This window comes from Bradyrhizobium sp. SK17, from assembly GCF_002831585.1.
GTDB lineage: Bacteria > Pseudomonadota > Alphaproteobacteria > Rhizobiales > Xanthobacteraceae > Bradyrhizobium.
The window spans coordinates 5237841-5263974 of sequence record NZ_CP025113.1; the positions used below are offsets into that span (position 1 = coordinate 5237841).

The following is a 26134-nucleotide window of genomic DNA, read 5'->3' on the forward strand; positions in this document are numbered from 1 at the left end:
AAATCCCTGTAATTTCGTGTGATGACGCGGCTTATCCTGTCACAATGTGTTCAAAATTTGCTGCGTCGCAAGCGTCCCCGAATGTTCCTGTGAACTCAAACACATCATGGTGAATTCGGTTCCGGATCAGGAACGAAAAATCCCGGTCACGCTTGCTTGATTGAAGGTATTTTATTACCTGAGTTGTAGATTAGTGCTTGTCGGGGCTCAGATTGGGGGCCTTGGTCGCAAACTGCTCATCCTGCGGCTTGGCCGGCAGCGCCCCGTTGACCTTGCCGTAGTCGATGACCTCGGCAAGCAGGCGAAGGCCGAGCGGCGCCAGCGCGCGCTCCCACAATTCGCGGGCGGTCTCGCCTTTCTTGACGAACACCCAGTCCTGGGCGGCGATAGCGCCGGCGTCCATGCGGTCGGCGAGGTGATAGATGGTGCCGCCGGCGATCGGATCGCCTTCCTTGATGGTCCATTCCACCGCGGCGATGCCGCGGTGCCGGGGCAGCAGCGACGGGTGGTAGCCAATGCCGCCGAGCTTGGCCACGGCGAGCGCCTCCTTGCTGACGCGGGCGTGGCTGTGGGCGGTCACGATCAGGTCGGTGCCCGGCGCGATCTCGGCGGCGGTCACGAGCTTCGGATCGGCCTGAACGACAACCTCGATGCCGGCCGCCCTGGCCGCAGCCGCCAGGCGGTCCTCGCCGTCATGGACAACCACCCTGACCAGCGTGACGTGGTGCTCGCGCAGCATGTTCAGGGTCGTCACGCCGAAATGGCGGGAACCGACAAGGGTAATGCGCATGGGATGAATTCCGTGGGGGTTATTCGGGATTTGCTCTGGGATCGCTCGGCTGCCGCTATGCCGATAGCACAGCGCAGCCGACTGTTTCGCCGTCCTGCCGGTTATCAACAGGCCGGCCGCCTGGCAATGTCAGGCCGCCGGCTGCCTGCTCGCCAGGATCTTATCGATCCGCCTCCCGTCGAGGTCGACGATCTCGAACTGCCAGCCCTGCGCGCTGGTCTTCGCGCCGACCTCGGGGATCGCGCCGAAGGCATGCAGCAGGAAGCCGGCCGCGGTCTGGTAGGGCCGGGGCGAGGGCAGCACGATGCCGAGCAGTTCGCTGAATTCCAGCGCCGGCATCCAGCCCGAAACCAGGTACGAGCCGTCGTCGCGCCTGACCCAGGCCGGCTCGGCCGGGCCTTCCTCGGTGTGGAAGGCGCCGACGATGGCTTCGAGAATGTCGGCGCTGGTGACGACGCCCTGGAAGGTGCCGTATTCGTCGTGCACGAGGCCGATATGCACCGCGGAGTCGCGCAGGATCGCGACCACGTCGCGGGCATCCACGGTCTCCGGGATGATCGGCGCATCGCGCGTCAACGCGCGGATGTCCGGCGTCTGGCCGGCGAGGTAGACGTCGAGCACGTCCTTGGCCTGGATGATGCCGAGCGCCTGGTCGCGATTGCCGTCGAACACCACGCAGCGCGAGTGATTGCTCCTCTGTAGCGTCGCCAGGATTTCGGGCGCCGGTGCGGCCAGATCGATCAGGCTGACTTCGTGGCGCGGCGTCATCACGGCGCCGACCGGAAGATCGCCGAGCCGCATCACGCCGGCGATCATCTCCTTTTCACCGGGCTCCAGCACGCCGGCATTCTCGGCTTCCACCACCAGCGTCTTGATCTCGTCCTCGCTGACCCGGTCCTGCGCATCCTCGCGATGACCGAGCAGCCACAGCAGCAGCTTGCCGGATCGGTCGAGCAGCCACACCACCGGCAACGACAGTCGCGCCATCGTCGTCATCGCCGGGGCGACGCGCACGGCGACGGACTCCGGGTCGCGCAGGGCGATCTGCTTCGGCACCAGCTCGCCGACGATCAGCGAGGCGTAGGTGATCAGGCTGACCACAAGGCCGACGCCGATCGCGTCGGCGATGCCCGCCGACACCCCGATATCGAGCAGCCATTGCGTCAAGCGATGGCCGAGCGTCGCGCCCGAGAAGGCGCCCGACAGCACGCCGATCAGGGTGATGCCGATCTGCACCGTGGAGAGGAACTTGCCGGGGTCGGAGGCCAGCGCCAGCGCGCGGCGGGAGCCATTGACGCCTCGCTCCACGAGCGCCGCGAGCCGCGCCGGACGGGAGGAGACGATGGCGAGCTCCGACATCGACAACAGACCGTTGACGACAATCAAGGTCGCCACGATCGCAAGCTCCAGATATAACACGGGGATCCCTAGGATTTGGCGGCGTTGGCCGCGGTTCGACGCCCTATATAGGCATGCCGGCGCCGGTTTGCTCTGCCTTGTGCGCTGTTCGCGCGCAAGCAGAGCGTGCGTATGGCGCGCATGCAGCAGGAGATCGCGCGGCATTTTGGCGCGTTGTTTCACGCGATCCGGAATTCACGTCGGGCGAACGGGTTCAGGCGAGAATCCGCAGCTCCGGCTTGGCGAACGTCCTGGCGGACGAAGCCGGCTGCATCGCTGCCCGTTCGGAAACAACCTGCAACTGCATGCGCAAATCGGCGTTGCATTGCTTCATCTGGTTGCGCAATTCGCGGCGGGAGAACGCGGTGAGCGAGGGGTCCGCGAGCTGCTGCCAGGCTTGGCGCAGCCACTCCTGTAGTTCGCGGATGTTTTGATCCAAGAGCTTCTGATCCAAAACCTTCTGATCTGAGACGTCGGGCCGGGTCATGCCACCAAATCCCACCAGGTGATCGGTTGCAAACTAACGCTGATTCTCGTTGTTTCACCTAGCGCAATGTGACGGGAGGCCTGGTCCAAGCCGACGAAATCTTGAGCAGCGGCGGGCGCGTCAGCAAACCCGGCTAGCGAGCCTTGCCGGCAAGTGCGCGCAGGAAATCCAGCGCGATCGGCAGCGCGACGAGAAACGCGGCAAACATCGAGAGGTGGCGCGTCCGGGCGGCGGACAGGCCGAGATCCTCCAGGGCGACATGGGCAAGCATGATCGCCGCGTATGCGGCAACGCAGACGGCGACGACGATGGTGTCCAGTCCGATCTTGCTCTGCATCGCGCCCCCGCATTGTTGCCGCTGCGGTGTAGCGCGAGTCGGCTAACGCCAAATATGAGCTGGATCACGGGCGCGGCGCCTGTGCGCGCATCGGCCCGGCTGGCGTGGCGATCCGCGGCCGGCGGGTTCAGTGCTCGGCGTGATCCCGCGGCGGGCTGCGGGGCGGAAGTTTGACCGGGATGTGCGGCGACGAGCTCACCACGCGCGGGCTTCCGTCGGTGTGGGTCTGGCCGTGCAGCAATGTCTCGAGCAGCAGAATGAATTTTTCGGCAAGCATGGGCGTAGCCCTCGTCGTCTAATTCCTGTAGGTCGTGGCGCTCGCGCAAAAATTCGATCAACAAAACGCGAGTCGCGTGCCATGACGATGCTGCGGCGCGAATTCCACTTGCTGCAATCCGTGAGACTACCGGCCGCTCCGGCTCGGTGTGCGGCTGGTCGGGATCACGCGGCGCGCGTGGGGAGAGCATGTGAGGAATGGTTAGTGATTGCCTAACAGGCGCCTGCGCGGCGCCTGGTTGGATCACACCGTTCCTTCAAGGATGGAGGCTAGCGATATCGCCATGGACCGGGACCATGACATCGACGAGGGGCTCGTAGCCGCGCTGCGCCGCAGCTACGGACGGGTGGCCTGGTGGATCGTGAGATTCAACCGTGCGTTCGAGCCGTCGCGCGCCGCTGAGCCGTCGCGCACCGAGCTGCCGCCGCGGACCGCCGTTCCACCCCGGCGGCCGCTGCCGCCTCGCCCTGAATAGACCCCACTCAAATACCGTCGCTTGCTGTATCGGTCGTTCGACCGGACTGCTATGCATGCGCCATCCGCGGACCCCCCCCCGGGGTTCGCCGTTTTTGACGATGCGGCCGCGCGGCGGCGCAAGCGACGGAAGGACTGCTACAATGATCGAGACGGTTGGCATCATCGGCGCCGGAACCATGGGCAACGGCATCGCGCAGGTCTGCGCGGCGGCGGGGCTCAACGTCACCATGGTGGATATCTCCGACGCCGCGGTGCAGCGCGGCCTGAAGACGGTCGGGACCAGTCTCGATCGCCTCGTCTCCAAGGAGAAGATGACCGCCGCCGATCGCGACGCGACGCTCGCGCGCATCAACGCGACCACCGACAAGGCCAAGCTCGCCGCCTGCGACCTCGTGATCGAGGCCGCCACCGAAAACGAGGAGCTGAAGGTCAAGATCCTCAAGGATCTCTGCGCCGGGCTGAAGCCGAGCGCGCTGGTCGCGACCAACACCTCCTCGATCTCGATCACCCGCCTTGCGGCTTCCACCGATCGTCCCGACCGCTTCATCGGGATGCACTTCTTCAACCCGGTCCCGGTGATGGCGTTGCTCGAACTGATCCGGGGCTTGCAGACCTCGGACGACACGGTCGCGAAGGCCGAAGCGTTCGCCAAGCGCGTCGGCAAGGTCGCGATCACCGCGAAGAACAGCCCGGGCTTCGCGGTGAACCGCATCCTGTGCCCGATGATCAACGAGGCGATCTTCGCGTTGCAGGAAGGCATTGCCACCGCGGAAGAGATCGATGCCGGGATGAAGCTCGGCTGTAACCATCCGATCGGGCCGCTCGCGCTTGCCGACCTGATCGGGCTCGACACCATGTTGTCGGTGATGGAGGTGTTCTACACCGGCTTCAACGACCCCAAGTACCGGCCGGCGCCGCTGTTGAAGGAGATGGTCGATGCCGGCCATCTCGGCCGCAAGACCGGGCAGGGGTTCTACAGCTACAGCAAGTGACGCCGGACCGCGCGGCCGGACACCGTAGTCATCCGGAATGGATTGCGCCGGGAACCTGACGTACACGCTCAGCTTCCGCCACTCGAGGCGGGGGACATCAAACACGAGGCCCGGGCTCCTAGGCACACCGGGTCTCGTGTTTTTGTTTGGGCCGCCGCCTTGTCCGGCGTGATGGGACCGCCGACCGAGCCGGCCCCGGTGCCGCGGTTGGCCAGCCTCCCAAGAATCCCCCTTCGGACCGCAGCTTCTTCCCGACCGCGTGGTGGATGCAGGCTCACAGCTTGTTGAGGCGGCGGCCGGAAACCTCGCAGATCTTGTCGGCGTACCTACATCGAGGGTTGGATGCCGATCGAGCAAGGAAGCAGGATCATGCGCAGGACGAATCGGACAATTCTGGCGTTCGCGGCGCTCGGGACGAGCTGGATGATCGGCTCCGCGACGCCTGCGGCGGCAGCCGATCCCTTCGACTATCCCTGGTGCATCCAGGGCAAGGAGGAGGGATATCCCGGCTATTGCGGTTACCAGACCTACCAGCAGTGCGAGGCGTCAGCGTCGGGCCGCGCTGCCTCCTGCGGCATCAATCCACGCGTGGCATTCAGCCAGCAGCGGACGCCGCCGCGGCGCGCGATCCGGTAAGCCGCGCGACGTGCGTCAATCACGCGATCCGTCAGGCACGATGATTGCATCGCCGATGGTCGGATCGTTATCCCCTGCCTTGGAGAACACATGGGCGAGATCATCAGGTTCATCTCGAAATCCGAACGTGAGCGCGCGCGGCTGATCCGCGAAGCCCGGGCGAATTACGAGCGCATCTTTCCGTCCGCTGATGCAACCGAAGCGCAGGATGTCGCGGTCGAGGGCAACGGCGGCGAGGCGTCGTCGAAGCCGTAACGTGCCAGTACGCGCCGAACGGAGGGCGACGCTGCGATGTGGAAACGGATCTGGCGGACCTGGACGATCGACAAGCCGGCCGCGTTTGGCGACTGGCTGTGGCTGGTGCTGGTGGTCGAACTCGCCGCCTTGCTCGACCGGCTGACCCTGCGGAAGCTGATTGCGCTGATCCCGGTCGTGATCCTGATCGCTGCCTATCTGCACCGGATTCCACTGCCTCCGGAGTTGATGCTGGTTGGCGATATGCTGGCCTATATCGACATTTTCTCGATGGTCTTCCTGATCGGCTTCTTCAGCCGCATTGCCACCGTCGTGGTGGCCGGCAGGCAGGCCGTCGAATTCATTCGCCGCATGTTGCGGCGGGTGCCGATGGCGCTGCGCAGGGTCGACACCCGTCAGCGTCGCGCTGCGCGCACCCCGCGCCGCAGGGGGCTTACGCGTGCGGAGAAGGGCGATGATGACGCCGTCGTCATCGCAGGCCTTGCCTGGGCCTAGCACGCATTCGCGGCAATGAGAGCGTTTTCGAGCCCCGTTCCGATTCCGTCGGAACCGGAAAGGCTCTAGGGGCGCGATGGCGCCGCCCACCTATCGTGGCTGGCCGGACGGCTCGCCAAGGCGTCGTCCGGGCCGCTCCGACGCAAGCTGGAGCGATCGGTCGCGGTCTCCTGGGAACGATGAAACGCGTTCCCGATCTGGAAACTCCACACGCCGAACAGCACGGCGCCCGACACGCATGCCGCCACGAAGGCCCAATCGCGCTTCTTCATCTGGTTCAACAAGGCCGACGACACGGATGCTTGCGATGCCTGGAGCCGGCAGTGTGGAACGATCGGGGGCGCTTGTCGATCCGCAGTCGGCTTCCGCGTCGTCACGCAGCAGTGATCGCCGGTGATCGTCAATCAGGCGTCCAGCAACACTTCGACCAGATCAGCCCGGCGCCAGCAATAATCTTGCCAAACTTTCACTAGGCCGCAGGCGCACTGAGTTCGACAATACGGAACCTGATCGGACGATTCGCAATGACCGAACTCGAGGAGCTTCGATACTTCGAGCATCAGTGCCTGGAGATGGCAAGCCAGTCCACGCTGCCGGATACCCGGCGCGCGCTCGAGATCCTGGCGCACAACTACGCCGTTGCGGCCGACGGCCTCGAACGGCGCGCACAATCGACCACGACGGCGCTCGCGCAACTGTTTCGACGTCTGGGGCTGTGACCAGGACACACACCGCGACGTGGCCGACGCCGCCGCGGCGAAATTTTTTTCGATGTCGCCGCGGCTGTCAGGGCGCGAGCCCGACTGAAATCAAATCGTTCATACCCTGAGGGAGTTAGCCGCGCCTGCGTGCGACCTTTGACGGTCCCGGTACGAACGCTTTGCCCTGCGATTGCGTCACGCCGGGGTCTTGACGGATTCGCCGACTTCTGCGCATACCGCTGCCCCATCAAATCCGCCGGCAGATGAATTGCCTGCGCTCTGAGGACCGAACCGTGTTGCGCTTACGCTCACATATCGTCGCGCTCGTCGCCATCGAACGACCGTTTACCCGGTCGAGCGATTGGTCGTGCATGCGCGTGACGAAGCTGAGTCCGAACTATCGGCTCGGTTCAGAGCTAGCGAAACCAGCAAGAGCGTAACCGGCGGCGGGAATTCACCCTCCGCCAGATCAGGCGGAGAGGGCAGATGGCCCGCACCAAGACCACCACAGCACTCGAGAACCGTGCCGAGCAGAGGATCTTCGCCTCGCCGGTCGCGCTTGCCTTCGTGCGCATCGTCGTGGCGCGCCGCAAGGTCACCGAGGCCGAAGCCCGCAAGATCTATCTCGACTACCTCAACCGGACGCAGCCGCATCGACGCGGCGAGCACCCGGCTGCGTGACGTGAATTTCGACTACGGGATGATCGCCCCCGCAAGGACATAAGGCGATCCGCTGACCGGTACCTGTCTCCTTCGGTGGAGCGGCAATGGTGGTTTCAGGCAGCGAGGGTTGTTCGATTGGCCGGATTAGCTCCCGGCCGTTTGTGAATTTCTCCTGCCGGCGTGGCCCAGCACACGCAACGATCGCGCGTGCGATCCGCGCCGGCAGCATCTTCTCGCGGACGTGGCGGAATTTGGTAGACGCACCGGTCTCAGACGCCGGCGCCTTGCGCATGTGGGTTCGACTCCCTCCGTCCGCACCAGCTCCACGATCGTCCCATCGCCCCGGTGGCGGAACATGGCAGACGCCGCTGCCTCAAAAGCAGTTTCTGTTGCCGGTTCGAATCCGGCCTGGGGCACCAACATCCCGCGCGCTTAGCTCAGCGGGAGAGCGCCTGTTTTACAAGCAGGATGTCGGCCGTTCGATCCGGTCAGCGCGCACCACCTCAACGCACGTTAGTCCGACCGGTGAGGGCCTCGCCTGATAAGCGAGTGGCAGTTGGTTCGATTCCAGCAGCGTGCACCAGACATCACTTCCAACGTCACTTCGCGGCCGTGGTGGAAATGGCAGACACACGCGCTTGAGGGGCGCGCGCCTCGTGCATCCGAGTTCAAGTCTCGGCGGCCGCACCAGATTGCCTCCGGACCCAGCTGGCGACGGGACTCGACTGTCGATCGAGCATTGGCGGGTTCGATTCCCGCCGGAGGCGCCACCAAAACTTGCAGCATACTCACGCAACCGCGAACCAACAGGAGGTCGACGATGTTCGCCGCAAATCCGGCGCTGGTGTTGAATGCCGACTTCCAGCCGCTGTGTTACTTCCCGCTGTCGCTGTTCGGCTGGGAAGATACCGTGAGGGCGGTGGTGCGTGGAACGCACGTCGTCGTCGCCGAGTACGACCAGGTCATCCGCAGCCCGTCGACGGTGATGCGGCTGCCGTCGGTGATCGCGTTGCGTGAGTACGTCAGGCCGCAGACGCGGGTTGCCTTCACGCGCTTCAACGTGTTCTTGCGCGATCGCTTTCGCTGCCAGTATTGCGGCGAGCAGCAGCTGCGCGGCGAACTCACCTTCGACCACGTCGTGCCGCGCGCCGATGGCGGCCAGACCTCCTGGAGCAACATCGTCGCGGCATGCAGCCCCTGCAACGCGCGCAAGGCCCGGTTTCGCCAGAAGCCGTTGCGCGCGCCGTACGAGCCGACACAGCACGACCTCGTGGCGGCGCAGCGGCTGTTTCCGCCGAACTTCCTGCACGAGTCCTGGCAGGACTTCCTGTACTGGGACGTCGAGCTCGAGAAGTAGACCCAGCCGGCGGCGGTTGCGATCGCCGCCGACGCCTCTCATGCCGGCATCGCCCGGCGACAGCTTTTCACGCGCAGACACCGTGGCATTTGGCGAGCCCAACGCGCTGTAAACGCGCCGGTTAAACCTGTGGCGGTTCGACTCCGTCTCTGCGCACCAATTCAAGCGGGTAAACGACTACGGCAGTCGGTGAGAGTGCCACTCTCACAGCCCGGGTTCGACTCCCGGTGCCCGCGCCATCGCATGCGCCTTTGCGCGCACTTTCAAACTTCGCCCGGATAGCTCAGCGGTAGAGCGGCACGTTGAAGGCGTGCGCGTCGGTGGTTCGATTCCATTTCCGGGCACCATCTCTTGCGTCGCCGTTTGGCGACGGAAGCCGAAGCATGCTGCCATCGTCTAGCGGTCAGGATGACCGGTTCTCGACCGGTTGACGCGGGTTCGAGTCCCGCTGGCAGTGCCAATCGCCCACGTAGCTCAGTGGATGAGCACCTCGCTACGAACGAGAAGGACGCAGGTTCGACTCCTGCCGTGGGCTCCAGATTTGCTCCCTTCGTCTAGCGGTCAGGACGCTGGCTTTTCAGGCCAAGAACATCGGTTCGAGTCCGATAGGGAGCATCTGTCACTGGCGCGTCGCCAAGTCGGTCAAATCCCCGCTTTCGTCTAGTGGTCAGGACACCGGGTTGTGGACCCGGGAACGCTCGGTTCGAGTCCGACAGGCGGGACCAATTCGGGAGTGAAGCTCAAATGAACGAGCGCCGGTTTCCAAATCCGGAGGCTCCAGGTTCGAGGCCTGGCTCTCCCGCCAACATCGGCGTGGCACTTGAACAGGCAAGAGCAGACTGCCATCAGATGCTTCATCTCGGTATGCAGCCAGTGACGGCTGGCAAAGGAAAGGTGCTGCGATGTTCGCGCTGACTTTTCTGGGAACCTCGGCAAGCGTGCCGTCTCCCGAGCGCAATCACCCGGGCATCCTCGTCGAGGCGAGCGGCAGCCGGATTCTGGTTGATTGCGGCGAGGGAACGCAGCGCCAGCTGCTGCGGAGCGGTGCCGGCTTTCGACGGCTCGATCGCCTGTTGCTGACGCATGGGCATTTCGATCATGTGCTCGGCATCCCCGGGCTGTTTTCGACGCTCCGGTTGCGGCAGAGCTCGGATGCGATGACCATCCATGGCGGGCCGGGCACGCTCGATGTCGTGGTCCGCATGCTGGCGGGGCTTTGGGGCGAGGGCAGAGCGCCGATCCCGCTCGATCTGATGCCATTGACCGAGGGACGCGTGTTGAACGCGGGCGACTTCACCATCGATTGTTTTCCGGTCCGCCACCGCGATACGGACAGCTTCGCCTTCTCGTTCCAGAGCGCGATGCGCCGGCATCTCCTGGTGGACCAACTCGTGGCGCTGCGCGTGCCTGATGGGCCGGTTCGCAGGGAGCTCGCCGAGGGACGGCAGGTGACGTTGGACGACGGCCGCACCATCGACCCGGAGCAGGTGCTTGGCCCCGCCGAGGGACGCAAGAAGCTCGTCATCGTCGGCGATGCCGAGACCACCGAGGGGCTGGCCGACCACGTCAGCGACGCCGATCTGCTGGTGATCGAAGCGACGTTTCTTCGGCGTGACGCAGCCACCGCGCGTGACTACGGACATTTGACGGCCGGCGAAGCTGCCGCGCTCGCGGCGCGGAGTGGCGTCAAGCAACTCGTCCTCACGCACATCTCCGGCCGTTACCCGGACGAGGATATTCTGGCGGAGGCGACGGCGAGCTTCGCGAACAGCCGGATCGCCAACGACTTCGACCGCATCACGATCTGAGTGCAAGCTCACGGTCCATGGTGGCGAACGCCTGCGAGCGTGCTCGTGAGACCAAGCCGCGATCGCGCCAGCAACCTTTCATTAACCCGACTCGCGCAGCCTCGTCCTAGGCCGTCTGGATGGGCCGCTAGCAAGAGGCCGCCACGCGAAGCTGCGTGGCGGCCTTTTGCGTCTCACGGAGCTGAGGGAGACGACCGATGGACTACGGCGCCTTCACCGACGCCAGCCTGAAGATGATGTACGAAGCCGTCCGCGGCGCACTCGAAGCCGACGATGCGTTCGAGGCCAACGACGAAGAACCAAAATTCCGGGTCCGCTCGACACACGAATGGAAACGTCATGCCGGCAGTCTCGAATCCGAGATGCTGAAGCGCGGGCTCCCGGTCGACATCATCGACTGGACCGGCGGACAGGGAGAGTTGCCGCTGGCTTGAGGCGTTGCTCGAGATGAGCGGCGTCGACGTCAATCGACGGCGTATCCTCGCCGACTGAGACGCTAACTAACCATCAAATGAGGGCGCGGGCTCGCGTCCTGCGAACTCAGCTTACGATGCCTTTTTGGTATGATGCGGCGGCGCTACCAATGAGTCCGCCTATCACCTCTTGAATTCCACCCCAGTTTCCGGAGCGCGTCTGTTGCACTAACCGCGATCCGACACTTCCCGACAGCTGAGAAGGAACGGCGTTGAGCGCTGCTAGCCCTTTGTCGGAGAGCACAACCCGCTCAGCGGGATGTGCTCCGCTAGAAACGATGTAGTTTTGGCTGTTCAACCAAGCAATTGTGTAGGTCATCACATCCGAGAAGCCTCGGCCCGAAGGCAGCTTGTGTGAAGCCCATTCGCCCGCCTTTACTTCGAAAGCCGCCGCAATTCCGTCGCGATCGATAAGGTCGACCATTATGGGAAATGCCTCATACAATTGGGCGAAGACGAGTGCCACGACCTTGTTAAATTCCTCGATGTTGGGTGGCACCGACGGCTTCGGACTCTCAGTCATTTGACCCTCATCTTACCATCTCGCGGGCGGAACAATTTCGGCCGGGAGTGCATGAACGAGAACATCGAGGACGATCCACAGACGGCTGACGCAGCCGAGGTTGACTGAGCGTAGACGTCACTACATGCCGACAACGTCGCGAAGGCGCAGCATGGTTTGCGGATTGATCCAGCCAGCCATCCAGCCACCGGTATGAGCATCGAAGGACGACTTGAACATCCCGTTTCCGCAATCAAGGCAAACGACGCTGTCGTTCTCACCATGGCGCTTAAGCTCGAATACAGTGCAGCCGCATGCGCATTTGGCGCTTAATGCCCTGAGGCTATCCATTGCTCCTGGTTTCAGGGCCCGAGCTGGATCAACGTAGCCGTGTTCATCGAGCCACTCGCGTGGGCAAAATGCCTGTGACATTGGGTCAATGACCATGCCGTCACGATGAATTGCCTCTCGCGTCCCCATCCGAGGATCGCCGGTCGAGACGTAATCAACCACGTTCGGGTCGCATCGCTTTGCATAAAAGACTTCGACATTGTTGGTCATGAAAAAACTCTGCTGAAAAGTGACGGTCACTGGCGAAGCCATATGGGCCCGGGATCAAGGGAGCACAAGATGTGTGGTACTTCGACGACTTGAAGTCGAATCCGCGCCAGAGTCTGATTGACGCCGTTGGATCAGAGTTCGACGACTATCGGCGCCTAGATGTCTCTGGTGAGAAGGCGCGGAGACGGCGGTGCTGTCCGAGAGCCGAGACCCGCGCCGCGGTGCCCTTTATCACCGGTCAGTATTGTGCCGCGCAGCCGTAAAACATCGAGCGCGACATCCAATTTGCAGACACAGCGATTTGGGCGACTGCTCGCATTTCTGTCTAAGCTATTGAATTTGCTTGGTGAGCGCGGAGGGACTCGAACCCTCGACCCCATGATTAAAAGTCACGTGCTCTACCGCCTGAGCTACGCGCTCACTCACCTGAACAACGGACCCGGGCGGCGGCGGTTGCCCGCACCCCGGTTCGTGCTCCAGCCCGCGCTGTGTAGGGGGCAGGGCCCATCGGGTCAATAGCCGAGGGGCCGATCAATTGTGCACCGCTGAGGCGGATTTGCCATTCCGGCACCTCGGGTTAGGGCCGTTTCTTGAAGCGGGCTAGAGGCTTTCCCGTTCCGATGGAATCGGAACGGGGCTCTAGGTTCTTGTCTTGACGCGTTTTCTTCACGCGAACCGGTATCCACTTCGCTCGAAAACGCTCTAATTGTCGCGGTGGATTTCCGAGCCGACCGGCTGCTGCGGGGCGGCGACCGAAGGCAGGCTGACCGGGCGCAGCCCGATCAGTTCAGCGGTGCGGATCGCGCTGTTGCGCCAGAACGCGAACTCGTTGATCCGCGAATTCTCCAGGATCGCGATCGCGACCGCCGCCAGGAACGGCAGGCTCTGCAACACCAGGACGCCGGCGAAGATGTAGATCTCGCGCACCTGCTTGTAGCCGTTGGTGACGACCAGCACGATGGCGCCGATCAGGAGCAGCACGCCGATCACGGCTTCCCAAAACGCCTGGAACTCGATCGACATCCGCGACAGGCCGCCTTTGGAGGTGCGGGCGAAGGCGAGATGCTCGGTGATCAGGCCCTGCGCCACCGCGCGCGACACCGTCCACTGCACGCTCATCGCCGCGATCATCGCGCCCAGCATCTGGCCGGCCTTGATGTTCACCCGCAGCCGGTAGAGCGCGACGAAATGCACCAGCGAGACGATGAAGGAGGCGATGATCGGCAGGGTCAGGATCTTGTCGGGGATCGCGATGTCGGCGAAGGCGACGATCGGCACCCAGATCAAATTGAGGATCGCGACCACGACGCCGAGACTCTCGGCGCCGAGCCAGTTCAGCCAGCCGAGCGAGAATTCGCGGCGCTGATCCGGCGTCAGGCGGCTGGCGCCGGGCAGGAAGCGCCGCCAGTGCTTCTTGACGATCTGGAAGCCGCCATAGGCCCAGCGGTGACGCTGCTTCTTGAACGCCTCATAGGTGTCGGGCAGCAGGCCTTCGCCGTAGCGCACATTGGTATAGTGCGTGAGCCAGCCCGCCTGCTGGATCGAGAGGCCGAGATCGGTGTCCTCGCAGATCGTGTCGCTCGACCAGCCGCCGACCTTGTCCATCGCGGCGCGGCGGATCAGGCACATCGTGCCGTGCACGATGATGGCGTTGAACTCGTTGCGCTGGACCATGCCGATGTCGAAGAACCCGGCATATTCCCCGTTCATGATGTAGTGCATCAGCGAGCGGTCGCCGTCGCGATGCTCCTGCGGCGCCTGCACCAGGCCGACGCGGGGATCGGCGAAGGCCGGCACGAGATCCTTCAGCCAGTCCGGGTGCACGACATAGTCGGCGTCGATGATGCCGATGATCTCGGCATCAACAGCGGTGCGCTCCATCGCAATGCGCAGCGCGCCGGCCTTGAAGCCCTGCACCTTCTCGGCATTGATGAACTTGAAGCGTTCGCCGAGTTGCCGGCAGTGATCCTGGATCGGCCGCCAGAACTCGGGTCGGGCGTGTTGTTGATGATGCAGACGCACTCGAAATTCGGATAGTCGAGCCGCGACACCGCATCGAGCGTCTGCTTCAGCATCTCGACCGGCTCGTAATAGGCCGGGATGTGGATCGAGACCTTGGGGAACTGGACGTTCTCGCCGATCGTGGCGGGCGCGAGCGGCGCGCTCTTGCCGATCAGCCGGCGCGGGCCGCGGCCGAAGGCCACCGCGGCGATCTCCTCGATCCGCGCCATCGCGATCAGCACCAGCGGCACCAGCAGCACCAGACCGAGCGTGAGCGCGAACGCCGAGCCCCAGACGAAATAATGCGTGGTCCAGTATGAGAACACGGTCGCGACCCAGGCGCCGACGCCATTGGCCGCGGCCGACAGCACCAGCGCCTGCATCACCGTCGGCTGGTCCAGCCGCAGGATCGGCAGCGACATGAACAGCCCGACCAGGACGGCGACCAGCGCGATCTTCCAGTAGTTCAGGTCGGTGACAGGGCCGGTCCAGGCGAACTTCGCCTCGCGGTCGGCATTGAGGATGCCCCAATAGGGACCGACGCCGCCTTCGAAGAATTTCCAGGGCTGATCGATGGATTCGACGATGTTGTAGTCCATGCCGATGGCTTCGGCGCGGGTGACGAAGTTGCGCAGCACCGTGGCCTGCTGGAACGCGCCGGGCTCGGCGTTGCGAAGATTGTAGCCCTGGCTCGGCCAGCCGAATTCCGCGATCAGGATGCGCTTGCCGGGGAACGAGTCGCGCAGCAGGTTGTAACGGTCGACCGCCTGGTCCACCGCCTGCTTGTCGGTGAAGTTTTCCCAGTAGGGCAGCACGTGGGCCGCGACGAAATCGGCCGAATTGGCGAGCTGCGGATGGTCGCGCCAGATGTTCCAGATTTCACCCGTGGTGACGGGAACGCTGACCGACTTCTTGACCCGCTGAATCACCTTGACCAGCCGCTGCACGTTGTTTTCGGCGATCGCCAATTTCATGGCTTCGGCCCGCTTGTCCTCGGGCTGCGCGTCGGCGTCGTGAAGACGTTGCGCTTCCTCGCGCAGGATGCGCTCGGATTCCTCCGGCGGCACGCCGATCTCAGGCACCGTGCCGAGGTTTTCCAGCGGGACTTGCTCGCCGCGGAACACGGTCTCGTTGCCGACCACGATGCCGATGACATTGCTGTTGCGCTTCGCAAGGCCGATCGCGGCTTCGATTTCGCGATTGTTGCGGTTGGCGTCCTTGTCGATCCACGCGCCGACCGTGACCTTCATGCCGAACTCGGCGGCAACCGGCGGCACCAGCTCGTTGCCTTCCGTCGACGAATAGAGACGGACCGCCTTGGTGAGCGTCGACAGCTTTCTGAGATCCGCGCGCACCTTCTCGGTGTCGGCCGCGACATCAGCGACAGTGTGGCCCGATTCGAACGGCGCGTAGGACAGGCTCGGCAGCGTGCCACGGAAATCGGGCGCCGACTGCTTCTCCTGGAAGAGACCCCACAGGGCGGCGTGGGCGGCGGTGACAAGCAACAGGACGGCGACGACGGCGCGCATCGCGGTTAAACCATACGGGGCCTGAGATTGAGGACTAAGCGAACCCGTCCCCTGGGTTCGACCAACATGGCGGCGGATGCAAGGATATCTCCGCCAGACGATTTAACAACTGGTATGCGGCGATGGCGTTTTAAGGGCGCAAGCCGTTCCAGCCGCGAAAAAATCGCGGCCGGCCCCGGTCGTGTGACGGGCTTATTTCGATGCCGGCGCCGGTGACGCCGACGGGGTCGGCGCAGGCGAGGGCGAGGCTGCCGGCGCGGGTGCGGCATTGCCGGCGGTCGACGGCGCCGGGCTGGGCGCCGCGGCGGCCGCGGGCTGCGGCTGCGCACCCGGATTGATCCAGCAGGCATGGATGCGGCCGTCGAGGCTGCCGCGCACCTTGTCGTCGATCTGGGCGCCGAACCGGGTCAGGCAGCGGAACGCGGCCTGGACGTGGCCGCCGGGGCAGCCGAACCGGTCATAGAGGTCGAGATGGCGGAAGGCGGTGTCGAGATCGTCGTTCCACATCAGGCGGACCACGCGACGGCCGAGCCAGACGCATTCCGGATTGCCGGCCGGGCCGTTGATGGCCTGCTGCGCCTCGACGAACTCCTCGACCTTGCGCTGGTTGGCCTCGCGCGCGGCATTGGCGTTGGCGTCGGCCTGACCGGGCTGCTGTTTGGCCTGGTCCGGCGGATTCGGCGTGCCGCTCTGGGCGAAAGCACTGCCGGCCCCGATCAGGAGGGCAACGCCAGTTACGACAAGGTGGCGCAAAGCCGTGTTCTTCAACTCAAGCAGCCGTCGACGCATGCATTCCCCGATATGTTCCTGCCCCCGCGGGATCATCCTAACGGCTCGCGTGATGCCGTCCAATTGGGTCTCCAGTGCGGCGGAGACTCTGGCGGAGTCAGATGACTGGAATTTGGAATTTTGTCCAGCAAACTCACAACTTTATCGACGCAGCGCAAAACTGTCGCAGGACAACCATGGTATTGACCTAATCCGACACTTGGCAGACGGGCCGTGACCGGCTAATTCGACGGTCCCCCGGAGGATGGAACCGATTTCGCTTCGTACGCCGCTGGCGCTTCTCCTGATCTCGCTCTCCGTGATCGCAGCCGTGTGGTGGTGGCTCGCCACGCCGATTACACTCGCGCGCGCGCCGATCGATCCCAGCGCCAAGCTGCAATGCGTGTCCTACACGCCGTTCCGCGGCGCTCAGACACCGCTCGATCCGAGCACGCAGATTCCGGTCGAGCAGATCGAGCAGGATCTCACCGACCTCGCCAAGGTCACCGATTGCGTGCGCACCTATTCGATCGAGAACGGCCTCGACCTGGTGCCGGGCGTTGCGGCCAAGGTCGGCCTGAAGGTGATGCAGGGCATCTGGCTCGGCAGCAACCGCTTCAAGAATCTACAGCAGATCGCGATCGCGGTGCGGCTCGCCAAGGAATATCCCGGCGTCGTCACCTCGCTGATCGTCGGCAATGAGGTGCTGCTGCGCGGCGAGATGACCGCCGCCGATCTGGCCGGCAACATCCGCGCGGTGAAGGCCGCGGCGGGCAATGTCCCCGTCACCTACGCCGACGTCTGGGAATATTGGGTGAAGAACCGCGAGATCTATGACGCGGTCGATTTCGTCACCATTCATATCCTGCCGTATTGGGAGGACATCCCGATCAAGGCCAAATACGCCGCCGCGCATGTCGACGACATCCGCAAGCGGATGGCGGTGACGTTCCCGGGCAAGGAGATCCTGATCGGCGAGACCGGCTGGCCGAGCGAGGGGCGGATGCGGGAGGGCGCGTTGCCGTCGCGCACCAACCAGGCCCGGGTGGTCTCCGAGATCCTCGATCTCGCCCGGCGCGAAGGATTCCGCGTCAATTTGATCGAGGCCTATGACCAGCCCTGGAAGCGCAAGCTCGAAGGCACCGTCGGCGGCTATTGGGGCCTGTTCGATTCGATCAAGCGGCAGGTGAAGTATCCGGCAGGGGTCGCGATCAGCAATTACCCCGACTGGAAGCTACAGATGGCGGGGGGCATGGCGCTGTCGGTCGCCACCTTCCTGGTGGCCTGGCTGACGCTGCGCCGCCGGCCCTGGACGCCGCGGCCATCGGCCTGGGTCGCGGTCGGCATTTCGGCGACGACGGCAGGAGCGCTGCTCGGCATCGCCGGCGACAAGATGTATTACGAGAGCTACGGCGCCGCCGGCTGGCTGCATTGGGGCGTGCTGCTTGCGGCCGGCATCGCAGCGCCCCTGCTGACGGCGCATGCGCTGATCGCCGGGCGCTCGCTGCCGACTTTCCTCGAACTGCTCGGGCCGCGCGATTATCGCGGCAAGGGCGCGGCCGGCGCGCTGCTGGCGATCGTGCTGGCGGTCACCACCGTGCTCGCGGCCGAGAGCGCGCTCGGCTTCGTGTTCGATCCGCGCTACCGCGATTTCCCCTATGCCTCGCTGACCATGGCGGTGGTGCCGTTCGCGCTGCTGACCATGCTCAACCGCCCGAAGGAGGGCAGCCGGCCGCTCGCCGAAGCCGTGTTCGCCGGCCTGTTCGCGATCGCGGCGCTCTATACGATCTACAACGAGGGCACCATCAACTGGCAGTCGGACTGGACCTGCGTGATGTACCTGTTGCTGGCGGCTACGCTGTGGCGGGCGCGGGCCGCGCAAAGCCCAGGATGAACAGTCCGATCGCGAGCCCCGACAGGATCACGTTGTAGAGCACGATCCCGAGCCCGGCGGCGATCAGGCCGCCGGTGAGCAACACGATCGATGGCCGCATCAGGTTCAACAGCGCGATCACCAGCGCCGTGATCCCGAACACGGAATTCTTGAACAGCACGGTCGACAGCGCGCGCGCCTTGCAGATCATGGTCTGCGCGCCGGCATCGCAGGCCAGCGCGACCGGCGAGAATTCGATCGCCAGATAGCGCACATACAGCGCATAGCCGACGGTGACGAAGCCGACGACCATCAGGAACTGGACCTGGTACGGGGAGAGGCGGAACGGAGGTTTTGTCATCGCGGCACTATGGTCGGGAACGGGGTCTGGGACAAGGCTCGGTCAAAGCAGCGAAATCGGTTGAGAATTGGGCCCCAATGCCTTCGCTCCACGTGATTATTGGCTGTTTCGTCGGAACATCGAGGAGATCGTCGATGGCTCCGGCTTTTTCTCCTCGACCACCGGTGGCGGCGGCGCGGCGGCGCGCTTCGGCACCAGGCGCCGGTGCGGATGCGCCGGCTTGCCCGCGGCCGGCTCGTCCGCCTTCAGGGCGAGCTGCTGGCCGTCATAGATCGCGGTCTCGCAGGTCCGCTGCACCAGGCTGAGGCTGGCGCAAATCCTGGCGGCGGTCCCGGCGTCGTTCAGTGGTCCGGCCACCAGCCGCAGCTGCATGCCAAGCCCGTTGCCGCTTTCCTTGATCACGATGATCGGCCGCAGCGCCGCCAGCGCCGCGTTGGCCCTGGACTTCAACAGACCGCGCCACAGCGCCCGCAGCCCATTGACCGAGTTCGCGGTGCCGAGATCGACGCCGAACTCGGTGCGTTGCACCTGGGCCTTCGGCGCGCCGGCTTCGTCGTCCGTGTCGGCGTCCGGATCGGGCGTGACCACCAGCGGCACGATCGGCGCAGTGGTCACGTCCTTGGCGGTCGGCGGCCTGACGGTGTCGGTTGCCTTGCTCGCCGGCGGATCGAGCGCCGCCACCCGTGGCTTGTCGGCGGCCGGCGTGGCGGCTTTTGCATCCGCGGCGCTCGCCGCAGCGGCAGCCGTCATCGGACTGGCCGCTGGCGCAGCCGAGGCAGCAGCCGGTGGCACAGTCTCGGCGGCTGGCGGCCTCTCCGACACGGCCTGCGGTCTCGGCGGGGCGGGTGGTGGTTTCTTGTCGGCCACGACTGCCGGCGGTTTCTCGACCGCGGCGGTTGGCTTTTCGGGCGGAGGCGGCGGCTTGCCTTCGGCGGATCCTGGAGCCTTGTCCGCCATCGCCGGCCTGTCCGGTGCCGTAGGCGTCGTCGCTGTGGCAGCGGCAATGGCGGGCGCGGCAGCCGTCGGCGCCGCATTCGCGGAGGCGGGCGGCGGCGTGTGTGTCGCCGCTGCCGGCACAGATGCGGGCTGCTTTGCGATCGCGCCGGTCACGGAGTCCATGCCCTGCTCGAGCGTGGTGACGCGCGAATAGAGCCGGTCGCGGTCGCCGTTCAGCGTATCGATCGCGGCGGCGAGCCGCCGTGTCTCGTTGTGGCTCTCCTTGGCCAGCGTCTGCAATTGCTGGGCCTGGCGCGCGACGTCGGCTGCTGCGACCTGGTCGCGCCGCAGCGTCAGCGCCGACTGGTTGGCCATCACAGCGACCGCCACGGCGCCAATCGCGGCAAAGCCCCATGACCCGACCCGCCACAGCAAGCGGCGATCGAAAGCTTCCTCCTCGGCCAAGAAGCCGGTGGTGCTCTCGGTGTCGAAATGCGCCGCCAGATTGTCGCGATCTTTGGCCAAAGCCCCCTCGGCCCTCCTCAAGGCCCGCCGAATCACAAGGCAAAGATTAACAGGAAATCGACCGGGAACTTGAATCCGGGACGCCACGGAGGCGAATCGGTTTCTTCTGCCGGGGAAAACAATTAAAGACGGCCTCGAACAGAGCCGGCGCAGCCAGCTGCGCGAGACATCGAGGAGCCGGAATGACTGCGCGAACCAGCCTGACAGTGGTGCTTGCGGCCGGCGAGGGAACGCGGATGCGCTCGTCGTTGCCGAAGGTGCTGCACCCGGTGGCCGGGCAGGCGCTGCTGGCGCATGTGCTCAACGCCGCCGCCAGCGGCGAGGGATCGCAACTCGCGGTCGTGATCGGCCCCGACCATGAGGCGGTCGCCGCCGAGGCGCGCCGGGTGCGGCCCGACGCCCGCGCCTTCGTGCAGCGCGATCGGCTCGGCACCGCGCATGCGGTGCTGGCGGCGCGCGAGGCGATCGCGGTCGGTGCCGACGACCTCTTGGTCGCGTTCGGCGACACGCCGCTGATCTCGGCCGAGACCTTTGCGCGGATGCGTGCGCCGCTGCGCGACGGTGCGGCGCTCGCGGTGCTCGGCTTCCACGCCGCCGATCCGACCGGCTACGGCCGGCTGGTGGTCGCGAACGGCAAACTGGTCGCGATCCGCGAGCAGGCCGATGCCAGCCCCGGGGAGCGCAAGATCACGCTGTGCAATGCCGGCGTGATGGCGTTCGCCGGCAAGACGGCGCTCGCGATCATCGAGAAGATCGGCAACGCCAACGCCAAGGGCGAATACTACCTGACCGACGCCGTCGGCATCGTCAGGGACATGGGATTGGAGGCCGTCGTGATCGAAACCAGCGAAGACGAAGTGCGCGGCATCAACACCAAGGCGCAGCTCGCCGAGGCCGAGGCCGTGATGCAGGCGCGGCTGCGCAAGGCCGCGCTCGAGGCCGGCGTGACCCTGATCGCGCCGGATACGGTCCATCTCGCCGCTGATACCAAATTCGGCAAGGACGTCACGATCGAGCCGTTCGTGGTGATCGGTCCGGGCGTATCGATCGACGATGGCGCGGTGATCCATTCCTTCTCCCACCTCGTCGAGGCGAAGGTCGGCAAGAAGGTGTCGGTCGGTCCCTATGCCCGGCTGCGGCCCGGCACCTCGCTCGGCGACGGCGCCCGGATCGGCAATTTCGTCGAGACCAAGGCCGCCGTTCTCGAGGCCGGCGTCAAGGTCAACCACCTCTCCTATGTCGGTGACGCCCATGTCGGCGCCAATTCCAACCTCGGCGCCGGCACCATCACCTGCAACTATGACGGCTTCCTCAAGCACAAGACCATGATCGGCGAGGGCGCCTTCGTCGGCACCAATACGTCGCTGGTCGCGCCGGTCACGATCGGCAACGGCGCCTATATCGGCTCGGGCTCGGTGATCACCAAGGACGTGCCCGACGACGCGATGGCCCTCGAGCGCAGTCCGCAGACCGTCCGCGAAGGCGGCGCCGCGCGCTATCGCGCGGCGAAGCTGAAGGCGAAGGCGGCGAAGGGGAAGTAGTTTTCTTCGTCGGCATTCCGGCGGGGCATAGGTTCTACGGCTTTCGGAGCCGGAGATTCGCTACTCAGGCCGCATTCTTCGCCTGACCCGGCTCGCTTGCGTTCGGCTCGGTCGGTCCGAGCAATATGCGCCGCTGCATCTCGTCGAAGGCACGATCGGCGTTGTTCTCCCGCGTGACCAGCGACAGCAGGATCGCGACCGCGAAGGATAGCGGCATGCTGATGATCGCCGGATTGCGCAGCGATACGAACCACCATTGATGCTCGATCGAGGCCAGCGATTTGCCGAGAATGTCGACCTGGATGGTCGGCGACAGATAGATCAGCACCAGCGAGCTCAGCGTACCGACCAGGATGCTCGCCACCGCTGCCGGCGTGGTGAAGCGGCGCCAGATGATGGCGAGCACCAGCGAAGGGAAATTCGCGGCGCAGGCGATCGAGAACGCGAGCCCGGCCATGAAGGCGACGTTCTGGCCCTCGAATGCGATGCCCAGAATGATCGCGAAGACGGCAATCATGACGGTCGCGACGCGCGCGACCTTGAGCTGTTCGGCCTCCGAGGCGGTGCCGTTCCGGATCACATTGGTCCAGACGTCGTGGCAGAGCGTGGCGACGCCCGACAGCGTCAACCCCGCGACGACGGCGAGCATCGTCGCGAACGCCACCGCGCAGATGAAGCCGAAGAAGGCGTTGCCGCCGACGGCGAGCGCGAGCAGCGGAGCGGCCATGTTGCCGCCACCGCCGGCCTTTGCGACAGCGTCGGGGCCGACCAGCACCATCGCGCCAAAGCCGATGATGAAGACCATGAGATGAAAGATCCCGATCAGGCCGGTTGCATAGAGGATCGACAGCCGCGCGGCCTTGGCGTCCTTCACCGTATAGGCGCGCATCAGCACATGCGGCATCGCGGCGGTCCCGAACATCAAGCCGAGCCCGAGCGAGATCGCGTCCCATTGGCCCGAGACCACCTTCGATCCCGGTTGCAGGACCCTGGTGCCGTACTTCTCGGACGCCGCGGCGAACAGCTTCAGCGGGTTCATGTCGAAATGGGTCAAGACGAGGAAGGCGAGCAGGATGCCGCCGCCCATCAGCAGCGCGGCCTTCACCACCTGCACCCAGGTCGTCGCCAGCATGCCGCCGAACAGGACGTAGACCAGCATCACGCTGCCGACCACGACGACCGACCAGGTGTAGGGCAGGCCGAACAGCAGCTTGATCAGCGATCCCGTCGCGACCATCTGGGCGATCAGGTAGAACAGGATCACGGCAAGTGTGCCGACGGCGCCGGCGAGGCGCACCGGGCGCTGGCGCAGGCGGTAGGCCACGACGTCGGCGAAGGTGAAGCGGCCGACGTTGCGCAACGGCTCGACGATCAGGAACAGGATGATCGGCCAGCCGACCAGCCATCCGATCGAATAGATCATGCCGTCGAAGCCGTTCGAGGTGACGATGCCTGCAATTCCAAGCAGCGCGGCGGCGCTCAGGAAGTCCCCCGCGAGTGCCCAGCCATTCTGCCACGCCGTGACCTGGCCGCCGGCGGCGAAGAAGTGTTCGGTGGTGCGGGTGCGCCGTGCGGCCCAATAGGTGATCGCCAAGGTCAGCGCCATGAAGGCGAAGAAGAACCCGATCGAGAGTGTGCTGCTGCCCATCTTCCCTGTCCCTTCAGCGAAGATCGCGGATGCCGGCGTCGAACACCCGGTTCGCCCACAGCACATAGATCAGGCAGAGCACGAAGGATGAGATGATGACCAGCGGGCCGAGCACGATGCAAAGCGACAGGCCGGGCGCCAGGATGGTGCCGAGCAGCGGCTTGTCGAACGCGAACAGGCCCATGAAGCCGAAATAGATCACGACCATTGCGGAGCTCAGCGCGAGCGCCAATGTCAGCCGCTTCTTCGCCAGCGCGACGCCGCGCCGCGCCGGATCGCCGTTGCCGGACGTAACCACGTTCATATCGACCCCCAAACCTTCAGCGCTTTTCGTTGCGCCAATCGGATGAGCTTCAGCCGGGCTCCGATGGAAGGGAACTATGGATTTCTGCAATCTGCCGTGCGCGGCTGCGGCAGGGCATCGGCCAGCGTGACCCGCATGTCGGGGTCCTGCTTCAGGGTGTGCTTCAGGAATGCGCGGACGGCGCGGATGCGCGGGGCAAATTGCAGGTCGCTGTGGACATTGAGCCAGACCTCGCGAACCGTGCCGGCGAGGGCCGGCAACACGGGGATGAGGTCGGGCCGCTCCCTGGTGGCAAAGCTCGGCAGCATCACGATGCCGAGGCCGCCCGCCGCTGCATTCATCTGCGCGATCATGCTGTTGGAGTGAAAGGCGACCTTCGGCTCCTCGATGACGTCGGCGAGCCAGCGCACTGAATCGACCTGGATCAGGTCCTCGATATAGGACACGAACCAATGATCCTCGAGGTCGCGAAGGCTCGCTGGCATACCGTGATGGTCGAGATAGCTTCGGCTCGCGAACAGCCCGAGCCGAAACTTGCCGATGCGCTCCGAGATCAGGCCAGGGCCGGGCGGTCGGAAGAAGGAGACGAACAGATCGGCCTCGCGCTTGTGGACGTAAACGGTCTGGGCCGATGTCACGAGTTCGACGGTGAGCTGTGGCGCGGTGCGGCGCAGATCGGCAAAGCGTTGCGCCAGGTAGAGTGAGGCGATCCCCTCCATGGTGGCGAGCCGCACGTTGCCCACGAGCTCCCGGGTGTCGCTGGCGCTGGCCTCCTCGCGGATCGCGATGACCGCGCTCTCGACCCGCTCGGCATGACGCAACAACCGCTCGCCGACTTCGTTGAGCTTGAGCCCGGTGCGGTGACGCTCGAACACCGCAACCCCGAGCGACGCCTCCATCTGGGCGATGCGCCGGCTGACGGTGGAATGGTCGAGCCGGAGCCGTTTCGCGGTCTGGCTCAGATTGCCGGCGCGAGCGGCGCACAGAAATACCCGCAAATCGTCCCAGTTGATCGTATCGAACATGACTTGCCTCCAGATTGCTCGGCCGCTCAGCGAAGCAATTCCCGTTCCAGCGTACGTCAGTTCCGATCCTTCGCAACCGGCCTTGCGATAATTCCCGTGCCCGCCGGCAAGGCAGGGATGATACCGCTGCGCTTTCATCCCAGAGCGTTTCCGTTCCGATTGGATCGGGACGGAGCTCTTGATCTTGTTTTGACGCGTTTTCTTCGCGCGAACCGGTATCCACTTCGCGGGAAAACGCTCTAGCCGGGATTCCTCGACATGCTCCCTCGTTTCAAGGCCGCGGCCGTCCATGCCGCGCCTGTCTTCCTCGACAGCCGGGCGACCACCGAAAAGGCGATCTCCATCGTCCGCGAGGCGGCCAGGGCCGGCGCCGAGCTGATCGCCTTTCCCGAAACCTATATTCCAGCCTTTCCGGTCTGGGCCGCGCTGTGGCCTCCGATCGACAATCACGATCTGTTCGTCCGCATGGCCGCGCAATCCGTGCTGGCTGACGGGCCGGAAGTGGCGCGGCTTTGCGCCGAGGCGCGCGGTCTCGGCGTCACCGTCTCGATCGGCATCAGCGAGCGTTCAGCCGTGAGCGTCGGGGGACTGTGGAACTCGAACCTGTTGATCGGCGAGACCGGGGAGGTTCTGGTCCATCACCGCAAGCTGGTGCCGACCTTCTATGAGAAGCTGGTGTGGTCGTCGGGGGATGGTGCGGGACTTCGGGTCGCGGAGACGCGGCAGGGCCGCATTGGCGCGCTGATTTGCGGCGAGAACACCAATCCATTGGCCCGCTTCGCGCTCATGGCGCAAGGCGAGCAGGTGCACATCTCGAGCTGGCCACCGATGTGGCCGACCCGGCGCCCGGCAGGCGGCGGCAATTTCGACAATGTCGCCGCCAACCGCATCCGGGCCAGCGCCCATTGCTTCGAAGCCAAGGCATTCGGCATCGTCACCGCCGGCTACATGGACGAACCGATGCGCGCCTTCCTGATCGAACGCGACAAGGCGATCGCCGACGTGATCGACCGGACACCGCGTGCGGCGAGCTTCTTCGTCGATCCGACCGGGGCCGTCTTCGGCGATGAATTGCAGGACCAGGAGGGGATCGCCTACGCCGAGATCGATCTCAATCGGTGCGTCGAGCCGAAGCAATTTCACGACGTGGTTGGCTACTACAACCGCTTCGACATTTTTGACGTGACGGTCGATCGCAGCCGGCTTGCGCCAGCGCGATTCCGCGATGAAAGACGGCTCACCGCAGACGTGCAAGACGAGGCAATTCCGCCGATCGATGCCGACGCCGGATCGAACGGGCAGCTGCGCGATGCGACGAGGTTCAATTCCGATCGAAGCTGAAGCGAGTTGCGACGACGGCACGGCCCGACGCTGTGGATGGTCGGCAAGACAGTCCTGTTGCCAATGCGACAGC

At 64.8% G+C, this 26134-nt stretch carries 26 protein-coding genes, 14 tRNA genes and 1 pseudogene; 25 read left to right on the forward strand and 16 right to left on the reverse strand.

Features of this window, described 5'->3' with window-relative positions:
- Positions 1 to 190 precede the first annotated feature (190 nt).
- The 5 genes from CWS35_RS24055 to CWS35_RS39605 form a co-directional block, all read right to left on the reverse strand.
- The gene (locus CWS35_RS24055; protein WP_024584006.1) at positions 191 to 790 is read right to left on the reverse strand and encodes a formyltransferase family protein; all 600 of its coding nucleotides are present in this window, start codon (positions 788 to 790) and stop codon (positions 191 to 193) included.
- 129 nt (positions 791 to 919) lie between these two features.
- Positions 920 to 2209: a hemolysin family protein gene (locus CWS35_RS24060; protein ID WP_100954129.1), complete on the reverse strand. Its 1290-nt coding sequence runs from the start codon at positions 2207 to 2209 to the stop codon at positions 920 to 922.
- Positions 2210 to 2402: 193 nt separating this feature from the next.
- The gene (locus tag CWS35_RS24065; protein WP_024584008.1) at positions 2403 to 2675 is read right to left on the reverse strand and encodes a hypothetical protein; all 273 of its coding nucleotides are present in this window, start codon (positions 2673 to 2675) and stop codon (positions 2403 to 2405) included.
- 133 nt (positions 2676 to 2808) lie between these two features.
- Positions 2809 to 3012, reverse strand: coding sequence for a hypothetical protein (locus CWS35_RS24070; protein WP_100954131.1), 204 nt, complete (start codon positions 3010 to 3012; stop codon positions 2809 to 2811).
- A 127-nt stretch (positions 3013 to 3139) separates the two neighbouring features.
- Positions 3140 to 3289, reverse strand: coding sequence for a hypothetical protein (locus CWS35_RS39605; RefSeq protein WP_168200213.1), 150 nt, complete (start codon positions 3287 to 3289; stop codon positions 3140 to 3142).
- Positions 3290 to 3906: 617 nt separating this feature from the next.
- Between CWS35_RS39605 and CWS35_RS24080 the strand changes: the two genes are divergently transcribed.
- The 4 genes from CWS35_RS24080 (at position 3907) to CWS35_RS24090 (ending at position 6144) form a co-directional block, all read left to right on the forward strand.
- On the forward strand, positions 3907 to 4758 hold the full coding sequence (locus tag CWS35_RS24080) for a 3-hydroxybutyryl-CoA dehydrogenase (protein WP_100954133.1): 852 nt from the start codon (positions 3907 to 3909) through the stop codon (positions 4756 to 4758).
- 369 nt (positions 4759 to 5127) lie between these two features.
- Entirely contained in the window at positions 5128 to 5394 is a 267-nt protein-coding gene (locus tag CWS35_RS24085) for a DUF3551 domain-containing protein (protein WP_100956623.1), read from the forward strand.
- Positions 5395 to 5484: 90 nt separating this feature from the next.
- Complete coding sequence (locus CWS35_RS39610) at positions 5485 to 5649, forward strand: hypothetical protein (RefSeq protein ID WP_168200212.1); 165 nt, start codon at positions 5485 to 5487, stop codon at positions 5647 to 5649.
- A gap of 36 nt (positions 5650 to 5685) precedes the next feature.
- Positions 5686 to 6144 carry a hypothetical protein gene (locus CWS35_RS24090; protein ID WP_100954135.1) on the forward strand — a complete coding sequence of 153 codons (459 nt, stop codon included), beginning with the start codon at positions 5686 to 5688 and terminating at the stop codon, positions 6142 to 6144.
- A 65-nt stretch (positions 6145 to 6209) separates the two neighbouring features.
- Here the strand turns inward: CWS35_RS24090 and CWS35_RS24095 are convergent, their stop codons facing one another.
- Complete coding sequence (locus tag CWS35_RS24095) at positions 6210 to 6548, reverse strand: hypothetical protein (RefSeq protein ID WP_157817215.1); 339 nt, start codon at positions 6546 to 6548, stop codon at positions 6210 to 6212.
- A gap of 120 nt (positions 6549 to 6668) precedes the next feature.
- Between CWS35_RS24095 and CWS35_RS24100 the strand changes: the two genes are divergently transcribed.
- The 18 genes from CWS35_RS24100 (at position 6669) to CWS35_RS24185 (ending at position 11107) form a co-directional block, all read left to right on the forward strand.
- Entirely contained in the window at positions 6669 to 6863 is a 195-nt protein-coding gene (locus tag CWS35_RS24100; protein WP_024584015.1) for a hypothetical protein, read from the forward strand.
- 468 nt (positions 6864 to 7331) lie between these two features.
- Positions 7332 to 7526, forward strand: a complete 195-nt coding sequence (locus tag CWS35_RS24105; RefSeq protein ID WP_100954139.1) for a hypothetical protein — start codon at positions 7332 to 7334, stop codon at positions 7524 to 7526.
- 217 nt (positions 7527 to 7743) lie between these two features.
- Positions 7744 to 7828 (forward strand) — tRNA-Leu (locus tag CWS35_RS24110).
- 19 nt (positions 7829 to 7847) lie between these two features.
- Positions 7848 to 7927: transfer RNA gene (locus tag CWS35_RS24115), tRNA-Leu, on the forward strand.
- 7 nt (positions 7928 to 7934) lie between these two features.
- Positions 7935 to 8009 (forward strand) — tRNA-Val (locus CWS35_RS24120).
- Between the two features lie 7 nt (positions 8010 to 8016).
- Positions 8017 to 8091 (forward strand) — tRNA-Ile (locus CWS35_RS24125).
- A gap of 23 nt (positions 8092 to 8114) precedes the next feature.
- A tRNA-Leu gene (locus CWS35_RS24130) sits at positions 8115 to 8198 on the forward strand.
- 4 nt (positions 8199 to 8202) lie between these two features.
- Positions 8203 to 8278: transfer RNA gene (locus CWS35_RS24135), tRNA-Asp, on the forward strand.
- A 50-nt stretch (positions 8279 to 8328) separates the two neighbouring features.
- Positions 8329 to 8865, forward strand: coding sequence for an HNH endonuclease (locus tag CWS35_RS24140; protein ID WP_024584017.1), 537 nt, complete (start codon positions 8329 to 8331; stop codon positions 8863 to 8865).
- A gap of 165 nt (positions 8866 to 9030) precedes the next feature.
- A tRNA-Gly gene (locus tag CWS35_RS39085) sits at positions 9031 to 9104 on the forward strand.
- Positions 9105 to 9137: 33 nt separating this feature from the next.
- Positions 9138 to 9212, forward strand: a tRNA-Phe gene (locus CWS35_RS24150).
- A 38-nt stretch (positions 9213 to 9250) separates the two neighbouring features.
- Positions 9251 to 9325 (forward strand) — tRNA-Glu (locus CWS35_RS24155).
- Positions 9326 to 9328: 3 nt separating this feature from the next.
- Positions 9329 to 9403 (forward strand) — tRNA-Arg (locus CWS35_RS24160).
- Positions 9404 to 9408: 5 nt separating this feature from the next.
- Positions 9409 to 9480, forward strand: a tRNA-Glu gene (locus tag CWS35_RS24165).
- 34 nt (positions 9481 to 9514) lie between these two features.
- Positions 9515 to 9590, forward strand: a tRNA-His gene (locus CWS35_RS24170).
- A 4-nt stretch (positions 9591 to 9594) separates the two neighbouring features.
- Positions 9595 to 9670 (forward strand) — tRNA-Trp (locus CWS35_RS24175).
- A gap of 97 nt (positions 9671 to 9767) precedes the next feature.
- Positions 9768 to 10673 (forward strand): ribonuclease Z, encoded by a 906-nt coding sequence (locus CWS35_RS24180; protein ID WP_100954141.1) that lies wholly within the window; start codon positions 9768 to 9770, stop codon positions 10671 to 10673.
- 197 nt (positions 10674 to 10870) lie between these two features.
- Positions 10871 to 11107 (forward strand): hypothetical protein, encoded by a 237-nt coding sequence (locus CWS35_RS24185; protein WP_100954143.1) that lies wholly within the window; start codon positions 10871 to 10873, stop codon positions 11105 to 11107.
- Positions 11108 to 11213: 106 nt separating this feature from the next.
- On the opposite strand, the gene CWS35_RS24190 is transcribed toward CWS35_RS24185, so the two are convergent.
- From CWS35_RS24190 to CWS35_RS24210, 5 genes and pseudogenes are all read right to left on the reverse strand, one after another.
- Positions 11214 to 11669, reverse strand: a complete 456-nt coding sequence (locus CWS35_RS24190; RefSeq protein WP_100954145.1) for a hypothetical protein — start codon at positions 11667 to 11669, stop codon at positions 11214 to 11216.
- A 120-nt stretch (positions 11670 to 11789) separates the two neighbouring features.
- Entirely contained in the window at positions 11790 to 12209 is a 420-nt protein-coding gene (locus CWS35_RS39855) for a hypothetical protein (protein ID WP_210202722.1), read from the reverse strand.
- Between the two features lie 344 nt (positions 12210 to 12553).
- Positions 12554 to 12629: transfer RNA gene (locus CWS35_RS24200), tRNA-Lys, on the reverse strand.
- A gap of 282 nt (positions 12630 to 12911) precedes the next feature.
- Positions 12912 to 15739, reverse strand: a pseudogene (locus CWS35_RS24205) (glycosyltransferase).
- Positions 15740 to 15931: 192 nt separating this feature from the next.
- Positions 15932 to 16528, reverse strand: a complete 597-nt coding sequence (locus CWS35_RS24210; RefSeq protein WP_024584021.1) for a hypothetical protein — start codon at positions 16526 to 16528, stop codon at positions 15932 to 15934.
- A 244-nt stretch (positions 16529 to 16772) separates the two neighbouring features.
- Between CWS35_RS24210 and CWS35_RS24215 the strand changes: the two genes are divergently transcribed.
- Positions 16773 to 18401 carry a beta-(1-6) glucans synthase gene (locus CWS35_RS24215; RefSeq protein ID WP_100954147.1) on the forward strand — a complete coding sequence of 543 codons (1629 nt, stop codon included), beginning with the start codon at positions 16773 to 16775 and terminating at the stop codon, positions 18399 to 18401.
- On the opposite strand, the gene CWS35_RS24220 is transcribed toward CWS35_RS24215, so the two are convergent.
- Positions 18361 to 18741 carry a hypothetical protein gene (locus tag CWS35_RS24220; protein ID WP_100954149.1) on the reverse strand — a complete coding sequence of 127 codons (381 nt, stop codon included), beginning with the start codon at positions 18739 to 18741 and terminating at the stop codon, positions 18361 to 18363. The genes CWS35_RS24215 and CWS35_RS24220 overlap by 41 nt on opposite strands.
- Positions 18742 to 18837: 96 nt before the next feature.
- The gene (locus CWS35_RS24225) at positions 18838 to 20202 is read right to left on the reverse strand and encodes a hypothetical protein (RefSeq protein ID WP_100954151.1); all 1365 of its coding nucleotides are present in this window, start codon (positions 20200 to 20202) and stop codon (positions 18838 to 18840) included.
- A gap of 182 nt (positions 20203 to 20384) precedes the next feature.
- On the opposite strand from CWS35_RS24225, the gene glmU reads away from it, so the two are divergent.
- The gene (glmU, locus tag CWS35_RS24230) at positions 20385 to 21743 is read left to right on the forward strand and encodes a bifunctional UDP-N-acetylglucosamine diphosphorylase/glucosamine-1-phosphate N-acetyltransferase GlmU (RefSeq protein ID WP_100954153.1); all 1359 of its coding nucleotides are present in this window, start codon (positions 20385 to 20387) and stop codon (positions 21741 to 21743) included.
- Between the two features lie 64 nt (positions 21744 to 21807).
- Here glmU and CWS35_RS24235 read toward each other — a convergent pair whose 3' ends face one another.
- The 3 genes from CWS35_RS24235 to CWS35_RS24245 all read right to left on the reverse strand — a co-directional run bounded on the left by CWS35_RS24235 (position 21808) and on the right by CWS35_RS24245 (position 24720).
- Complete coding sequence (locus tag CWS35_RS24235; RefSeq protein WP_100954155.1) at positions 21808 to 23391, reverse strand: cation acetate symporter; 1584 nt, start codon at positions 23389 to 23391, stop codon at positions 21808 to 21810.
- A gap of 13 nt (positions 23392 to 23404) precedes the next feature.
- Entirely contained in the window at positions 23405 to 23695 is a 291-nt protein-coding gene (locus tag CWS35_RS24240; protein WP_024584027.1) for a DUF485 domain-containing protein, read from the reverse strand.
- Between the two features lie 74 nt (positions 23696 to 23769).
- Positions 23770 to 24720 (reverse strand): LysR family transcriptional regulator, encoded by a 951-nt coding sequence (locus CWS35_RS24245; protein ID WP_100954157.1) that lies wholly within the window; start codon positions 24718 to 24720, stop codon positions 23770 to 23772.
- 258 nt (positions 24721 to 24978) lie between these two features.
- Between CWS35_RS24245 and CWS35_RS24250 the strand changes: the two genes are divergently transcribed.
- Positions 24979 to 26061, forward strand: a complete 1083-nt coding sequence (locus CWS35_RS24250; RefSeq protein ID WP_100954159.1) for a carbon-nitrogen hydrolase family protein — start codon at positions 24979 to 24981, stop codon at positions 26059 to 26061.
- Positions 26062 to 26134: the final 73 nt, after the last annotated feature.